Here is a 16,219-nt window from a genome sequence, read left to right on the forward strand (position 1 = left end):
CGTAACGCTTGGGTAAAGCGCGGAGCAGTTCCGTTGCTTTCAGCGATACCTGCGTCAATTCATGGTGGAGTGAGACGGAATTTCGATACGCAATCGTTGTCACGCAAGGCCGTGGCAACGCCGCTCGCCATGCCGTCTATTCAAAGATCAGCCCGTTATGTTGGAGCCAGCCCGCTTGATGACGTCCGCTCGGGTCGTGATGCGTCCAATGCAGAACGCCCCCTTGGGAATTCCATTCATACACGCCGTTAAAAGCGACGGTGTCCCCGACTTCCAGCAAGTTGAGTCGAGGCGCAAGATCCATGTTGTGCGCCACCAACAACGTTTGTCCCGTGGATAGCTTCAAGATGAACCGCTGATGACGGCTCCCTTCAAGATCGTCGGCCAGCAGCTTGGTCACAACGCCTTCGCCGGTGACTTGGATTCCACTAATCTGCCTAGCGAACGCAGTCCCCAAAACATCCGTCGTCCCCTCCGGCATCACCTGCGATTGCCCAGTGAGCGTACCGGCAAGATCGCCAAACAAACCGATTCGCCCCAGGCCAAAGCAAATCGCCGCAGCCACGACGGCTGCAAGAGTGAGTTTCTTCATGGGGGCAATGCTCTCTTCGCCGTAGAGATCGCGAGCACGGAACCGCGCTGGCGCCTACGAACTGGTTCCTAAGAGGGTCAACATCACAACTATAGGCTACGAAAAACTGCGAGGTCACGCCGATTGCGGCAGGTTGGCAAGGGCGCCATATCCACGGCCCACAGAAACGCTCCAGACTGAGTGGGAACTGCTCTAGAGAAATTAGGCGCCATGGCCACGGCCTTGCGTGGCCATGAATACGGCGTCCAATCAGTTGCGGTTTAAAGATAGGTAGGAGTTGGATGAGTAGTGCAACGACTGGTTGGCCCTGACAAAGGCTCCTTTTCCGTGTGCCTCTGGCCCTCCTTCAGCCAGGGTCTGCTCTCCCTACGACTCGCAACTTCAGCAGCAACCGCAAACCTTTATCTCCCGCATTTTTGACTCGGCCGCATGGTTGCTTTATCTTCCCGTGGAAGAACGATCGATGGGACGTGCTCGCGTGTTTGGTTTTATTGAAGCGGGACCGTTGATCCTCGCTTGCCGAAACGATCGTTTCCGCCCCAGGAATTGTTGGACCATGCAGGGGTACAATTGCCGCACACGGAATGAAGGTACTGGCTGAAAAGAGCCAGCGGCACACGGCGCTTTAACGCGACCGATAAATCGCGTCGTGCGGCGAAGATTGTCGATTGACAATGCGAACGGACTTGGGGTCGAGTGTGGGGTGACGATCCGCGCTCGGAACGAGGGTTGCGCGGCGGTCGAATATCGGGCGCCTGCTTTGCGAAGCGTGGGGCACCTGCGATGACCGCTTATCGTTTTCGATGCTGGCGACGTTGCCGTCGCCTGTTTGTCCTGTCCCTGCTTCGTACCCAAACTGGATCTTGAAAATGGGAATTCAGAGAGGCATTCACCATGAATGGGAACTGCCGGTCGGATTGTCCACGCGCAAAAAAACGACGCGGTCCTGTCCACTCGGCCGCTCCGAAAAAAAACGCGCGGCGGTCCAGTCCACATTGTGAAGCTCATCACGAAGTATCGCCGCCGGCAGGTCGTAGGCAAGACCAGTTCAGAGGCGCGAGCCGATGGAAGAGGGTCGGCGATCCCAACGCGGATCGAAGTGGCCGGCCGCAATCCATCGGCTCGCGCCTCTGGCTGGTGTTTGCGCGGTTTGAGAAAATAGGAACCGGAGAACGACCGCGACGTGCTACAAAAAAAACGGTCCTGTCCACTCGGCCGCTCCAAAAAAAACGCGCGGCGGTCCAGTCCACATTGTGAAGCTTGTCACGAAGTATCGCCGCCGGCAGGTCTTAGGCAAGACCAGCCAGGGGCGCGAGCCCAGAAGCGTCCGGGATTTTCTTCGCAATTTCTTCACTTGCGCCAGCGACTTCAGTTTGTCATGATTTCGACATGCAGCCGAAATCGCGACAGCGCCGAACGAAACGGGAGTTGGCCGAATTGCCACTGTGGCCTGATCAGGTCATGGGGGGGAAGTTCGTGCGCTTATTGCAGAAGCAGCTTAGTGAGTTGCGGCGCCGTGACGATTCTCATGGCAATCGCGAGTTGTTTCTCGATGACGTCTTCGTCACTTACCTGCTCGCCTTTTTTAACCCAACGATTCGCACGCTGCGAACGATCGAAGATTTTAGTCAAACGCAGCAAGTCCAGCGGCATCTCTCGATTCAAAAAATCTGCCGCACTACGCTTTCCGACTTCCATCGACTCGTCGATCCTCAGCGGCTCGAGCCGATCCTGCAGGCGCTGCGCGAGCAGTTGAGCCGCAAAGAGGCCGGGCTCGGCCGCGCTGCGAACGACTTATCCGAATTGCTCAAGCGGACCGTCGCCGTCGATGGAACGTTTTTAGAAGCGGCGGCCGAGGTCGCGTGGGCCGTGCGCGGTTCAAATCAACATGGACGAGAAAATTCGTATATCCGACTCGATTTTCAAGTCGGCGTTACGAGTTGGGCGCCAGAGATGATTGTCGTCGCCGAACCGGGGCACAGCGAGTCGGCGTCGGCCGCGGCTAACGTGCAAGATGGTCGGCTTTATCTGTACGATCGCGGCTTCAGCGGCTTCGACGTCATCAACGCGCATTATCATCTGCAAAACGAATCTTGGACTCCCCGCGCGCAGTTCGTTATCCGTTACAAACCGGCTGGCGGCAATGCGCCGCACCTGGCTGACGCCGACGAAAATCCGCTAAGCGAAAAAGATCTCGCAGCAGGCGTCGTCAGTGATCGGCGCGGCCGTTTTCGCTCGTCGAAAGCAGCGCGACATATCGTTCTCGATGTGCCGTTGCGCGAGGTGATTATCGAGTATCAAGAGCAGGACGAAACGAAAACCGTGCGTCTGATTACGAACTTGCTCGACGTGTCGGCCGAAGTCATCGCCCAGCTCTATCAACAGCGCTGGCAGATCGAACTCTTCTTCCGCTGGTTGAAATGCTTCGCCAATTTCAATCACTTGATCAGTCATCACCGCTCGGGCGTGCTGCTCAGCTTCTACGTCGCGGTGATCGCGGCGCTGCTGACCTATCTGCACTTGGGACATCGTCCGAGCAAGTATATGTTCGTGATGCTGGAGCAAGTCGCCTGCGGCGCAGCGACGTGGGAAGAAATCGCGCCGATCCTACGCGAGCGCGAACGACAGCGTGACGTGGAACGAGCATCGGCCGCGAAGCGCCGCGCAAAAAAGAAAGCCGAGTCGTAATAAGCTGGCGTCTAACCCCGACGGCAAGCCGCGCCGCCGCCTGCGCGGATGTTGAACCGGCGCCGACCGCAAGATCAGCACACCAGCCTCTCATCCCAACACATGACGCACGCCAGGCGGCCGAAACGATGAAAAACCTGAAATCCCGGACGCTTCTGGGCGCGAGCCGATGGAAGAGGGTCGGCGATCCCAACGCGGATCGAAGTGGCCGGCCGCAATCCATCGGCTCGCGCTTCTGGCTGGCGTTTGCGCGGTTTGAGAAAACGGGAACCTGAGGATGACCGCGACATGCTACAAAAAAACGATCCGGTCCTGTCCACTCGGCCGCTCCGAATAAAAACGCGCGGCGGTCCAGTCCGCGTTGCGAAGCTTGTCACGAAGTATCGCCGCCGGCAGGTCGTAGGCAAGACCAGCCAGAGACGCGAGCCGATGGAAGAGGGGCGGCGGATCCCAACGCGGATCGAAGTGGCCGGCCGCAATCCATCGGCTCGCGCCTCTGGCTGGTGTTTGCGCGGTTTGAGAAAAAGGGAACCGGAGGATGACCGCGACATGCTACAAAAAAAACGATCCGGTCCGGTCCACTCGGCCGCTCCGAAAAAAAACGCGCGGCGGTCCAGTCCACATTGTGAAGCTTGTCACGAAGTATCGCCGCCGGCAGGTCGTAGGCAAGACCAGCCCGAGGCGCGAGCCGATGGAAGAGGGTCGGCGATCCCAACGCGGATCGAAGTGGCCGGCCGCAATCCATCGGCTCGCGCTTCTGGCTGGCGTTTGCGCGGTTTGAGAAAAAGGGAACCTGAGGATGACCGCGACATGCTACAAAAAAACGATCCGGTCCTGTCCACTCGGCCGCTCCGAAAAAAAACGCGCGGCGGTCCAGTCCGCGTTGCGAAGCTTGTCACGAAGTATCGCCGCCGGCAGGTCGTAGGCAAGACCAGCCAGAGGCGCGAGCCGATGGAAGAGGGTCGGCGATCGATCCCAGCGCGGATCGAAGTGGCCGGCCGCAATCCATCGGCTCGCGCTTCTGGCTGGTGTTTGCGCGGTTTGAGAAAAAGGGAACCGGAGAATGACCGCGACATGCTACAAAAAAAACGATCCGGTCCGGTCCGATTGCGGGGATTAGACGGCTGCCAATTGGCGCATAAAAAAAGCTGACCCGTGAGGGCCAGCTGATCGAAATTTGATGGGAGTGCTCCCTGTTGGAGTCGAACCAACAACCTACTGATTAAGAGTCAGTTGCTCTGCCGATTGAGCTAAAGGAGCGTTTTCTAGGGGACGCATCTGCTTGTTGGCAGGTTCGCTTCCCTCGGAATTCCATAATGTAACGCTAACATCGGCCGTTACCAAGGCGGTCACCATGTTTTCCGGTCCGTTTTTATTCGCCGGCGCTGCTGGGGGTGCTGTCGGAGAGCATTTCTAGCTGTTTCATCTTGCGGTAGAGATTGGAGCGGTGCATGCCGATTTTTTCGGCGGCGGCGCTGATGTTGCCTTGCGCGGCGTCGACGTGACGTTGGATGTAACGCCTTTGAAATTCAGCGGTTGCGTCGTTTAACGGCAGATTCATCGGGGCGTCGTCATGCGAATCGAGCGAGTGGAACTGCAGTGACTCGGGCTGGATCACTTCGTCGCTGTGCAGAAAGATCACCCGCTCCATCGTGTTGCGCAGTTCGCGCACATTGCCAGGCCAGGCGTGAGCCAACAGGCGGCGTTGGGCCGCTTCCGAGAGGGTCGGCGTTTGGCGGCCAGTTTTTAGAGAGAAATGGTGCAAAAAGTGGTTGGCCAGCGTCAGGATGTCGGTCCCCCGCTCGCGGAGCGGCGGCAGTTCGATCGTCACTACGTGCAGGCGAAAGAAGAGGTCTTCGCGAAACTTCTTTTCGCGGACCAGTTCGCCCAGGTCCCGATTGGTTGCGGCGATGATGCGGACGTCGACTTGGATCTCGCTCGTGCCGCCGACCCGCATGATGAGCTGGTCTTCGAGCACGCGCAGCAGCTTCGATTGGCCGGAAAGGCTGAGGTCACCGATCTCGTCGAGAAACAGGGTGCCGCCGTCGGCCATTTCAAACTTGCCGGGTCGCGTTTCGTCGGCTCCGGTGAAGGCGCCTTTCTCGCGACCGAACAGTTCGCTTTCGAGCAGCGTGTCAGGCACCGCGGCGCAGTTGACCGCGACCAGCGGCTGAGCGCGACGATCGCTGCGAAAGTGGATCGACTGGCTGACGACTTCTTTGCCGGTTCCGTTTTCGCCCAAGACCAGCACCGGCAGATTCGACTCGGCGACACGGCGGATCGTGCCGCGCAGCGTCGCGATCGCCGGGCAATCGCCGATCAGCTCGGCGGCGGCTGCGGCGGCGTCGGCCAGACGATTGCGGCTGGCCAAGATGCGTTCGGTCTCTTGGGTGTTTTCGAGCGCCGAGGATGCATGCGCGGCCAGTTCGGTCAGGCCAAGCTGGTCTTCGGCAGTAAAGTTACCGAGTTGTTTGTTGATCAGCTCGAACGCGCCGAAGATTCGCCCGCGGCGTCCAACCAGCGGCACGCACAGCAAGTTACGTGTATGAAAGGCGAGCGACTGATCAATGTCGCGGTTAATCTCGTCTTTATCGAGTTCATCCACGCGGCGGGGCTCGCCGGTTTGAACGACGTGCCCGACCACGCCGCGATCGTCCGGCACGCGCAGCTCGCCCCCTTCGATGCCGAGGGCGGGCCGGCCGACGAGCGTTTTTTTGGGGCGATCCCAGAGGAAGATACTGGCCCGCTCGGATCCGAACAGTTCGGCGGCCGCTTCGGCCATTTCGGTAAGCAGCGTGTGCATGTCGCGCGTTTTTTGCCACGACTCGATGATGGTCAGCAGTTGTTCGAGCCGTTTCAAACGAGCCGACCGCGCCACGCGCTGGCGAATCAGGCCGACGCCGTAGCCGAGCAGATGCGCGGTCAAAGCGGCGCGATATTGCAACGTTTTGATCAGCTCTGGCGTGCTGCGAACGGCCAAGACCAGCGAGAGCGATTTGTCGCCGTGCAGCGCGACGGTCAGCCAATCTGCGGCCAGGACCGGCTCGGCGGCGTCGACCGCCGCGACCAAGGCCGGCGTCGGCAACGGATGCCGGCGGCCTGCTTCGGCGATGGGGGACCATTGGCCGAGATTGTCACGGATGGCGACGGTCAGGTAATCGGCCGCTCCCCGCTGAAAGATTGCGTCGAGCGCCGCGTGGAGGTATTTGTCGAGCCGATCTTCGGAGGTAGCCAGCGCGACGACTCGCAGGTGCGCCGCGCCGATGAGATCTCGCTGTTCGCCCAAGAGGAGGGCCGATTCAATTTCGTCGTAAAGGGCTCCGCCCATGCCGTGCTCCGCCGATGTCGTCAAAGGATAACGGCCCTATGTTATCAAATTGATTCGAGTTCGACGCGTGCCGTATCAGGAAGTCCGCTTTTGAGGAGGGCCGGAAACGGGTATTCTGGGCGATTATTACTACGGTTTACGAGCCGCATGACATTGGGCTAGGCGGAGGAGATCTCGCAGTGCAATTATTCGAAGGCAAAAAAGGGCTGATCGTCGGCGTCGCCAACAATCACTCGATCGCTTGGGCGATTGCTGAGCAAATCATGGCCGGCGGCGGCGAGTGCGGATTTACGCATCTGCCTGACAAGCCGGATGACGAACGCAAAAAGAACCGACATCGCGTCGGCAAGTTGATCGACGGCAATCCCAGCGCCAAGTTTTTGGTTCCGCTCGACGTGCAGTCGAACGAGAACATCGCCGAAGTGATGGAAACGGCGAAGCAGGAATTCGGCGAGATCGACTTTTTGCTCCACTCGGTCGCCTACGCGTCGCTAGAGGACCTGCGGGTGCCGACGGTCGAATGCAGCCGTGACGGGTTCAAGCTGGCGATGGACATCAGCGCCTACAGCATGATCGCCGTGACCAACGCCGCGCGACCGATTTTGAGCAAAAACAGCTCGGTCTGCGCGATGACCTATTACGGCGGCGAGCGCATCGTGCCGGGCTACAACATGATGGGCGTCTGCAAAGCGGCGCTCGATTCGATCGTCAAATACCTGGCGTTCGACCTGGGGCCGGATGGGGTTCGCGTCAATGCGATCAGCGCCGGACCGCTGAAAACGTTGGCCAGCAGCGCGGTGGGCGCCAAAGGGATGACGGACTTGTACGCCGCGGTTTCGCCGCTGGGCGACAACATCACCCACGAGCAAGTCGGCAAAGCAGGCGCCTACTTGTTGTCAGACATGTCGCAAGGAGTGACGGCCGAGATCCTGCATGTCGACGGCGGCTACAACCAAATGGGAAGCCCGGGCCGGCTGCTCGATTCTTACGCCGAGCTGATCGCCAAATCGAAGTAGCGATTGCGGCGCGTCAAGAAACAAAGAACGCCGAGCCAGGGGAAGATCGATCCCCTGGTTCGGCGTTGTTGATTTTTACGTCGACTGCGGAAGCGTCGACGTCTAGGTGGTGTTCTCTAGCCCAGCGTCAGCACCCGGAAATCGACCGCGAAGGAAAAAGCGTTCCCACCAATTGGCGGCACGTAGGCGAGTATCGTCTCGACGGATCGCGTGGGTCTTGCCGCGTCGTGTGCGAACCACGATCGCTTCTTGATCGATTTGCTCGATCACCCAGTACTTATCGACGTCGTAGGTATAAAACTCACCCCGCGGTTCGGGGTCGATATCGTGAGCGCGTGGACCGGGATGGGTCGTGTGTTTGGTCTTACGATAGACCACGGGATCCCCCGGCTTAAACATAGTGGTCTCCTTTCCAGACATAAAGCATGACGGAATCTGCGCGCCAATCTTAGGTTACTTGGGTTATCATTTTTCGTCAAATTAAAGAGCGTCATTTGCCCGGAGTCGCTTTGGTCTGAAACAGATGCATGGGAATGCACGGCTCCCTTTGTGGATACCTGACTTCCTTTATGGGTTTATTATTGGGATTCTTTGTGCCGCAAAGTTGAGAAAAAAAGATTGCCGCAGCAGCGCAATGGGGGTTAAAATAGCGGCTCTCATCACAATCGAAAGACTCTCCCCGCTCATCCGTTTTTTTTACCTATGCATTTAGGGAAAGGGGACTGTGACGATGTCTCTTCAAGCATCTCAGAATCGTTCGCCGGTGGCGCGCGATTTTATGGCTACCAAACTGATTACGCTTCGCGCGGAAGATGACGCTTTGGAAGCGGTGCGCAAGCTGCTTCATTATCGGATTTCTGGTGCTCCCGTCGTAGACGAAGCAGGCCAGTACTTGGGCGTATTTTCGGAAAAGACATCGATGAGCTTCCTGCTCGATGCGATGTACGAACAATTGCCCTCCAACGAAGTTCGCGCCTTCATGAATACCGATCCCCATCGGACGATTGAGGAAGAAACCGACTTGCTGCAGTGCATTCAAATCTTCAAAAACACTGAGTATCGGCGTTTGCCGGTCTTGAGAGCGGGCAAATTGGTGGGGCAGATCAGCCGACGCGACGTGTTAAACGCCGCGGTAAAACTGGTTGATACCATCAAGGGGCGGCGCAGCGGAAAATTTGTGATGTATTTCAGCGCGATTTTGGACATGGATCAGTCCCCGGTCGACTAATTGACCGGGGAATCTTGACCGTCTCTCTGCGGCCAGCCGGTTGGACCGGTTTGGACTGCCCGAGAGGCCCCTGGATCGACTATACTTTTCGCCTGAGCATGAAGCATCGGTGCGAGGGTAGCAGTGACAGAAGAGATCCGCGAATTGGCCGTCATCGGCTGGCAAGAATATATCGGGTTGCCTGAGTGGAACGTCCCGCCGATTCGGGCCAAGTCGGACAGCGGCGCTCGTTCTAGCGCGATCGACGTGGTCGATTTCGAAGAGCTGCCGGGGGATCGCGTCCTGTTTCATGTCGCTCTCTCGAAGCTCAACCGCACCAATTTGGTGACGATCGAAGCGCCGATCAAACGTCGGACGCGGATCAAGTCGAGCAACGGCAGCGTGCATGATCGGATCATCGTCGAAACGACGATCCAGATTGGTCAACATCAGGCCGTGGTCGAACTGGGGCTCGTTTGTCGGCGTACGATGCTTTGTCGAATGTTGCTGGGCCGTACGGCGCTGGCGGGGCGTTTTCTGGTGAACTCGGAAAAGCGATTTCTGCTGAGCGAAAAGCCACCGTCCGTAAAAAAGAAAAAACGTCGTCCCAAATCGTGAACGAACCGGCGGCGGCCTGCGTAACCGACGAAGGCGCGGAACGTCCCCCCGCTAGCATGGTTGGCTGCGGTTCTCCGGAACTGACGAAAATTGCTCTAGGTGATCGCGGCCTTCTGGATTAGGTTTTCTGTAATCTTTACAAACGGTGATTGCGGCATGGAGGGTCGCTGGCCCCTATTTTGGGACCGTCGCTGAGCAAAGATCACAAGAGTCGCACTGCACGGCGACCCTTCGACAAAGATGCGGCGCTTGATCGGAATCAGCGTCGTTTTGGCCGCCAACGTTCTCCCCCGGAACCGCCGCGGCGACTAGTAGCGAGTTGCAGGAGGCGACTCGCGCAGGCAAGATCCCAGAAAACTTGGAGATTCCAAGAGCATGGAAGCTCGTATCTGCTTCGCGGCAGTCATCTTTGGCGCCGCACTTTCGCTAGGCGCTAATCACCGCACCGAAAACTTTGTGGTCACCGCTCCCGACAAGCAAATGGCCCAGCAGACTTGTGAAGCGGCCGAAGGATTTCGCCGCCAACTGGCGCTCGAATGGCTCGGTCGTGAACTTCCCCCGTGGTCGCAGCCTTGCCCGATCTTGGTCAAAGTGGGGGGCGGCGCCGGCGGTTTTACGCAGTTCGCATTCAACCGCGGAGTGCCGTTCAACTGGACCATGGAGATTCAAGGTTCCCGCGAACGGATCCTCGATTCGGTTCTGCCGCACGAAATCTTGCACACCGTCTTCGCGAGCCACTTTGGTCGTCCCCTGCCCCGCTGGGCTGACGAAGGCGCCTGCACGACGGTCGAGCATGACTCGGAAAAGAACAAAAACACCAAGCTGCTGTACGAATGTCTGACAACCGATCGCGGCATCGCGTTCAATCGGATGTTCGCGATGGAAGACTATCCTGCCGACGTTCTGCCGCTGTACGCGCAAGGCTATTCGCTCGCCCGCTTTTTGATCGTCCAGGGAGGCAAGCCGAAGTATGTCGAGTACATCGGCGAAGGGATGAAGTCGAACAACTGGACCCGCACTACGAACAAGTTCTACGGCTATCACAGTCTCAGCGACTTGCAAGTCGCCTGGCTCGGCTGGGTGCGAGACGGCAGTTCAATCGCCAACGTTCGGGGCCCGCAACAGCAAGTCGCTCAGAACGAACCGGAGCCGTTTGTCTTGCGAGGACAAAGCCCGGAAGCGCCCCACAATAGCGTCGCCGTAGCGGTCGCAACTCCCCAGCCCAGCGGACAGCCGCGGCCGTTCATGCAAGTGAACGCCACCGCGTCGAGCGAAGGTTTCTATCATCGCGGCGGCAGCGAGCCGTCGCACAACGACATGGCGATGAACATCGCCGCCGACCAGGCGACGCGCCAGATTGGTTCGCAACCGGCGGCATTGCCCCCGGCCCAACCAAGCCCGCCGGTCAAAGAGAAAGTGCTGCTCGAATGGGAGCGAACGAGCCGCAACGCTCCGACCTATTACTTACCAGGCGGGACTTCGCTGTTCCGCTAGAGCGACGAACTGTTGAATTGAACAAAAATCGCCGACCCCGCAGTCGGCGTTTTTTTGTGCGCGATGCGAAAGGCTTGGTAAACATGATTGGGAGGCGATCAGCCAGCACGCCTGCAGCGCACCGCCTCTGCTTTTTCATCGCCCACGACGATTACGTCGCCTATAACAAAGACATTATCCGCGGGCCTGATAACCACTTTGTGTGAAGTGAGACATGACGGATGCTTCAACGACCTCCTTCCGCACGCAATTTGCACTATGTCTCTGCAAATCCTTTTTCGGCGTAGTAGATCTGCCCGAGAGATGAAGGCCGGCTGATTCGATCCCATCTCGCCGATACGACTCAGGGCATTCCCAGGAGATCGCTGTTATGAATTTTCCCACTTTCGCGCTCGCTATCGTCTTGCTGCCGTGGATGCCGCTGGCGGCGTCGGCGCAAAGCATGACGGTAACGCCGCCGGCGTACACGACCACGCCTCCGCAGTACACGACCACGCCGTCCCAGTACACGACGACCCCGCCCCAGTACACGACCACGCCGCCGTATTACGTGCCGGTACAGGGAATAACGCCAGCGACGCCAACAGTCCCGACGACGCCGACGATACCAATGCTTCCGACGACGACGCCATCCATACCGGCGACACCAACGGTTCCCTACTCCACAACCACCACGCCCTACTCGACTACGACCATGTCGCAAAACTTGGTGACTCCGCCAACGTATCAACGTCAGTCGACGGCGTTCGAATCGGAGATGGTTGACCAGGTTGAGGAGGAAGAGGGGGTGCTCGACGTGGAGGAAGAGATGACCTCGACGCCAAATTTCGAAACGCTTGTAGAGCTTTATGCGCAGTGCGTCCTACAATTGGACGAAATGGAAACGGAGCAATTTGTCAGCGACTTTGAAGATGTCGCGGTCCAGCTAGGTTTAGCGCCTGGCGATGTAGGGCTGCGAGTTGGCGTGAAGATTTTGCTGTGTCTTTCGCTGGAGCGGATGTTGGGACTGTCGGGCGCCGGCGCGCTCTAAATCTGCTCAAGCAAGGAGCGAGAAAGCTCCTCGAGTTCGGCGGCAGCTAGCTGCGTGCGGTGACCGTCTATACTTTGAACCACCGTTCAGGTCGCCGGCCGCAATCCCTGGGCTTGCGCCGCGGGCTAGTGTGACAATTTTCGGCGTTTCATTCCGACCGTGATTTTCCGTTCGGTCGCCGTGGTCTGACCGTGTTCTATTTCTTCTTTTGTCGCACGTTGCATCCCCTAAAGATACGCTTCGGGCCACGTAGAGAAGTTGCGAAGCGACGAATGGCATGCGCGCACAAAAAAGCCCCGACCGTTGGAGAGGCGGTCGGGGCTCAGCGTTTCACATCAGTTGCGGAGTCAAAGTTGCTACGTCAAACAGTGGGAGGGATTACCTTACGCACTTTTCGTTTCTGGCATCTTATAAAGGTTTTCGCGACCTTCGATCACTTCGCGAGTGATGGAGACGACGCTGCCTGGTTCTTTTTCCGGCAGATCGAACATGATGTCGAGCATCACTTCTTCGATGATGGAACGCAGACCGCGGGCTCCAGTCCCTTTGTTCATCGCACGCAGAGCGATCGCTTCGAGGGCGTCGTCCGAGAAATCGAGTTGGGCGTTTTCCATCTCGAAGAGTTGTTGATACTGTTTGATCAACGCGTTCTTCGGTTCGGTCAATACGCTCTTCAATCCGGCGACATCCAGCGGCTCTAGCGAGCAAACGACCGGCAGACGTCCGACGAGTTCCGGAATCAAACCGAATTCCAGGATGTCGTCGCTGTTGACCTGACGCAAGCACTCGGCCGAGTCGGCTTCGCTCTTGTATCCGGTTTGTTGTCCGAAACCGATCGACTTGCGTCCCAGACGCTTGCGAACGATCTCTTCAATTCCGACGAACGTGCCGCCGCAGATGAAGAGAATGTTGCTGGTGTCGATCTGGATGTACTGCTGCTCGGGATGCTTGCGTCCCCCTTGCGGCGGAACGTTCGCGACGGTTCCTTCCAACATCTTGAGCAACGCTTGTTGGACCCCTTCGCCCGAGACGTCACGTGTGATCGAGACGTTGTTGGAGGTCTTGCCGATCTTGTCGATCTCGTCGATGTAAAGCACGCCGCGTTGGGCCGCTTCAACGTCAAAGTCAGCTGCATGCAGCAACTTGAGCAGCAAGTTCTCGACATCTTCGCCCACATAGCCGGCTTCGGTCAGCGTGGTCGCGTCGCCGATGGCGAACGGCACGTTGAGCATGCGAGCCAAAGTGCGAGCGAGCAGCGTTTTGCCGCTGCCGGTCGGACCGGCGAGCATGATGTTGGACTTTTCAATCTCCACTTCGGATCCCTCGGCGCCCATCATCAATCGCTTGTAGTGATTGTGGACGGCGACAGAGAGCACCTTCTTGGCGTTACCTTGACCAATGACGTACTCATTGAGGTGCGTCATGATCTCACGCGGACTAGGCACGTGATTGAACAATTTGCCGCTGGCGCCGCGACGTCGATTCTCTTGTTCGAGAATGGACTTGCAGAGATCAATACATTCTCCGCAGATGTACACGTCGCCAGGACCTTCGACCAATGGTCCCACTTCTCGGTAGCTTTTACGGCAGAACGAACAGAAGGCGTTCTTCTTGTTCGTCGAACTGCGACGACCACTTGTGAGGTCTTTTCCTGCGGGCATTCACTTACTCCATTTACGGCTTCTCAAAGTTGAACCGAGCGCGTCTGTTACAACGCGTCATGGGCGAGAGGGCGACGTTCGCCTACTCGGTTCCAAACTCCCAGGTGTCGCTCGATTGGCCGTTGGCGGTGAAGCCGTGGGCCCGGGGGGCATCCTTGTCCGCAGAGAGTCGAGCTATCAATTCTCTTCAACATCTATCTTAAGCGTCCGTACATTCCAGGCTCGGCGCCACACACCGTGTGATTTCGACCTAGCAGCCTCCCAGGCTTGAACTCCTCGCTGTACGGATGCATCGTTACGTTTGTGCGGAAGTTAACCGCAAAAAAGTTAGACATCACTTTGCGATCCTGCCGGCGGGTCATCTAGTGAATCTCCAACCGAGTTACGGATTTGCGTCGATATGTCCGTCTTAATCTTTCGGAATTCCTCGTCGCTCAGAGCACCCCGTGAATGCAATTCCCGGAAGTTTGATAGCAGTGTTTCCTGCTCTGGCAGGTCGTCGCCGGCGCGATCCCGAAACCTTCTCATAATTTGGAACGCTAGTACCAGTGCTACGAGTGAAAGCACTAGTAGCACAATTCCCTGTCCTAGGTTCAAAAACGATTCTGCGTCCATACTCGATCAACATGCGCGAAGGGAGAGCGGGCGACAGCCGCGCGGCCCGAGCGGCGTCTGTTTTTGTTATTATCTCACGTTCGGCCAGTTTGACAAAGCATTCCGTAAAATACGTCGTCAATAGAGCTTACCGTTTTTTCGGATCGGCAGGCCCTGTTCTTTCCCGCGAGCGTTCCCCCCGTCCATCGCCTATTTCTATTTTTGGGAAGCCCTGAACCATGTCCCAGCCGACCATCGTCGAAAGAGTCACCGCATCCGGAATTGTCGCCGTTTTGCGAGCCGATCGCCCTGAAGCGGTCATTGATATCGCCGAAGCGCTGCTCGCCGGCGGCGTCGACGCAATCGAGGTCACCTTCACCGTTCCCAAGGCCCATCGCGTACTGGAAGCGGTCGCCGACCGCTTGGGGGGGAAGATCGTTTTGGGCGCCGGAACCGTCTTGGATCCCGAAACGGCTCGCCTGGCCATTTTGGCAGGCGCCGAGTTTATTGTCTCGCCGGCGATCAATCTGCAGACGATCGAGCTCTGCCGACGTTATTCCAAAGCGATCATGCCGGGCGCTCTAACCCCGACCGAAGTCGTGACCGCTTGGCAAGCCGGCGCCGACGTGGTGAAGATCTTTCCGTCCGATATCACCGGACCTCAATATCTCAAGGCGCTGCATGGTCCCCTGCCCCAGGTAAAACTGATGCCGACCGGCGGAGTGAATCTGAAAACAGCGGTCGACTTTTTAAAGGCGGGCGCCTGTGCGTTGGGAGTCGGCGGTTCGCTGATCGAAAAAGATGCGGTCGCCAGCGGCGATATGCAGCGGATCTCGGACTTAGCGGCTCAATACGTCCAGATCGTGCAGGACTTCCGCGCAAGTCATTAGCGATCACGCCGAGCGCCCTCTATAATCGGCCGTATCCCTCGCCTCCATCGCGAAACGCTCATCTTATGCCGATCTCATTCACTTGTCCCCACTGCGGGACACCCATGGAAATCGACGAAAGCTACGCTGGGCAAACCGGTCCCTGCGCCATCTGCGCCAAAGCGATCACCATTCCGCACTTGGGTACGGCTGGCGCGCCAGTCGGGAATTCTCCCTTGGCGGCGCCCCAATCGGGTTCGCCTGCCGATCAAGCACGGATGCCGTTGGCGACGATCATGCTGATACTCGGCTTCTCATTCGCAGGGCTCGCGATTCTCGCGATCTGCGGCGGCGGAGTCGCCAGCGTCGCGGTGCCGGCGATCAAACAGGCCAGAAGAACATCGCAGAACCAAGCGTCACGCGATAATCTGAAACGAATCGCCGAAGCGATGAACTCGTACCACGCGACTTACGGCGTCTATCCCCCTGCTTTTACGACCGATGCGAAAGGCCAACCGCAGCATTCCTGGCGCGTCTTGCTGCTGCCGTTCTTAGGGCACCAAGACATTTACTCACGCTACAACATGAATCTTGCGTGGGACGATCCGCAAAACCTGGGGATTCTCTCTGAGATGCCGAGCGTCTATCGCAGCTTTGACGAACCTCACAATTTGTTCTTCGAGACTCGATTTGTCGTGATTAAAGGGAAGGAGACGCTTTTTCCCGATGGCGGCGGCATCTCGCAAAAGGATGTCAAGGACGAGTTTGAGACCCTGCTGATGGTCGTCGAAAAGAATGGTCCCGGCGTCAGTTGGACGCAGCCGGAAGATTTAACGCTCAATCGTGACTCGCTGCTGATCGAAAACGACCCCGAGAACGCCGCGACGCTCAATAACAGCCTGACCGGAAATGTCGTGATGGCCGACGGCGAAGTCTTTTCGCTGCCCGACATCACCAAGCAGAATCTGATGCGAGATATGTCGACTCGGAGCGGCGAAGAGGAAGTCTACAACGAATTGCAGCTCATCTTGAGCGAACCGCAGTATTAGGTGTGGGTCGCTGACGTACTGCCGTAGCAGTCGTAGGCGCCGCGATGCGGACCAGCAGTCTTAGGTCCGCACA

At 57.9% G+C, this 16,219-nt stretch carries 12 protein-coding genes and 1 tRNA gene; 8 read left to right on the plus strand and 5 right to left on the minus strand.

The genetic code is table 11. From position 1 onward, the window contains the following. Positions 1–136 precede the first annotated feature (136 nt). A complete protein-coding gene (locus DSM3645_RS11020; protein WP_002652234.1) occupies positions 137–592 on the minus strand; it encodes a DUF3465 domain-containing protein in 456 nt (151 codons plus the stop codon). 1,389 nt (positions 593–1,981) lie between these two features. Here DSM3645_RS11020 and DSM3645_RS11030 point away from each other — a divergent pair. After that, positions 1,982–3,280, plus strand: a complete 1,299-nt coding sequence (locus tag DSM3645_RS11030; protein ID WP_002652236.1) for an IS4-like element ISBlma1 family transposase — start codon at positions 1,982–1,984, stop codon at positions 3,278–3,280. A 1,187-nt stretch (positions 3,281–4,467) separates the two neighbouring features. Here DSM3645_RS11030 and DSM3645_RS11045 read toward each other — a convergent pair. Both DSM3645_RS11045 and DSM3645_RS11050 read right to left on the minus strand, forming a co-directional pair. Further along, positions 4,468–4,540 (minus strand) — tRNA-Lys (locus DSM3645_RS11045). Positions 4,541–4,652: 112 nt separating this feature from the next. Further along, positions 4,653–6,608 (minus strand): sigma-54 interaction domain-containing protein, encoded by a 1,956-nt coding sequence (locus tag DSM3645_RS11050; protein ID WP_002652239.1) that lies wholly within the window; start codon positions 6,606–6,608, stop codon positions 4,653–4,655. 179 nt (positions 6,609–6,787) lie between these two features. Here DSM3645_RS11050 and DSM3645_RS11055 point away from each other — a divergent pair, with 179 nt between their 5' ends. Then, positions 6,788–7,624 (plus strand): enoyl-ACP reductase FabI, encoded by an 837-nt coding sequence (locus tag DSM3645_RS11055; RefSeq protein WP_002652240.1) that lies wholly within the window; start codon positions 6,788–6,790, stop codon positions 7,622–7,624. Positions 7,625–7,726: 102 nt separating this feature from the next. Here DSM3645_RS11055 and DSM3645_RS11060 read toward each other — a convergent pair whose 3' ends face one another. Next, complete coding sequence (locus DSM3645_RS11060; protein WP_002652241.1) at positions 7,727–8,023, minus strand: hypothetical protein; 297 nt, start codon at positions 8,021–8,023, stop codon at positions 7,727–7,729. 331 nt (positions 8,024–8,354) lie between these two features. Here DSM3645_RS11060 and DSM3645_RS11065 point away from each other — a divergent pair, with 331 nt between their 5' ends. From DSM3645_RS11065 to DSM3645_RS11080, 4 genes are all read left to right on the plus strand, one after another. Beyond that, positions 8,355–8,852 carry a CBS domain-containing protein gene (locus DSM3645_RS11065; RefSeq protein ID WP_002652242.1) on the plus strand — a complete coding sequence of 166 codons (498 nt, stop codon included), beginning with the start codon at positions 8,355–8,357 and terminating at the stop codon, positions 8,850–8,852. A 123-nt stretch (positions 8,853–8,975) separates the two neighbouring features. Then, entirely contained in the window at positions 8,976–9,449 is a 474-nt protein-coding gene (locus DSM3645_RS11070; RefSeq protein WP_002652243.1) for an ATP-dependent zinc protease family protein, read from the plus strand. Between the two features lie 375 nt (positions 9,450–9,824). Continuing rightward, a complete protein-coding gene (locus DSM3645_RS28110) occupies positions 9,825–10,943 on the plus strand; it encodes a hypothetical protein (protein WP_002652244.1) in 1,119 nt (372 codons plus the stop codon). A gap of 370 nt (positions 10,944–11,313) precedes the next feature. Continuing rightward, positions 11,314–11,973, plus strand: coding sequence for a hypothetical protein (locus DSM3645_RS11080; RefSeq protein WP_040351775.1), 660 nt, complete (start codon positions 11,314–11,316; stop codon positions 11,971–11,973). Between the two features lie 383 nt (positions 11,974–12,356). Here the strand turns inward: DSM3645_RS11080 and clpX are convergent, their stop codons facing one another. Continuing rightward, complete coding sequence (clpX, locus tag DSM3645_RS11085) at positions 12,357–13,634, minus strand: ATP-dependent Clp protease ATP-binding subunit ClpX (protein ID WP_002652247.1); 1,278 nt, start codon at positions 13,632–13,634, stop codon at positions 12,357–12,359. 833 nt (positions 13,635–14,467) lie between these two features. On the opposite strand from clpX, the gene DSM3645_RS11095 reads away from it, so the two are divergent. Both DSM3645_RS11095 and DSM3645_RS11100 read left to right on the plus strand, forming a co-directional pair. Next, positions 14,468–15,118: a bifunctional 4-hydroxy-2-oxoglutarate aldolase/2-dehydro-3-deoxy-phosphogluconate aldolase gene (locus tag DSM3645_RS11095; protein ID WP_002652249.1), complete on the plus strand. Its 651-nt coding sequence runs from the start codon at positions 14,468–14,470 to the stop codon at positions 15,116–15,118. Between the two features lie 104 nt (positions 15,119–15,222). Then, positions 15,223–16,146, plus strand: coding sequence for a DUF1559 family PulG-like putative transporter (locus tag DSM3645_RS11100; protein WP_002652250.1), 924 nt, complete (start codon positions 15,223–15,225; stop codon positions 16,144–16,146). Positions 16,147–16,219: the final 73 nt, after the last annotated feature.

This window comes from Blastopirellula marina DSM 3645 (assembly GCF_000153105.1).
Taxonomy (GTDB): Bacteria; Planctomycetota; Planctomycetia; order Pirellulales; family Pirellulaceae; genus Blastopirellula; species Blastopirellula marina.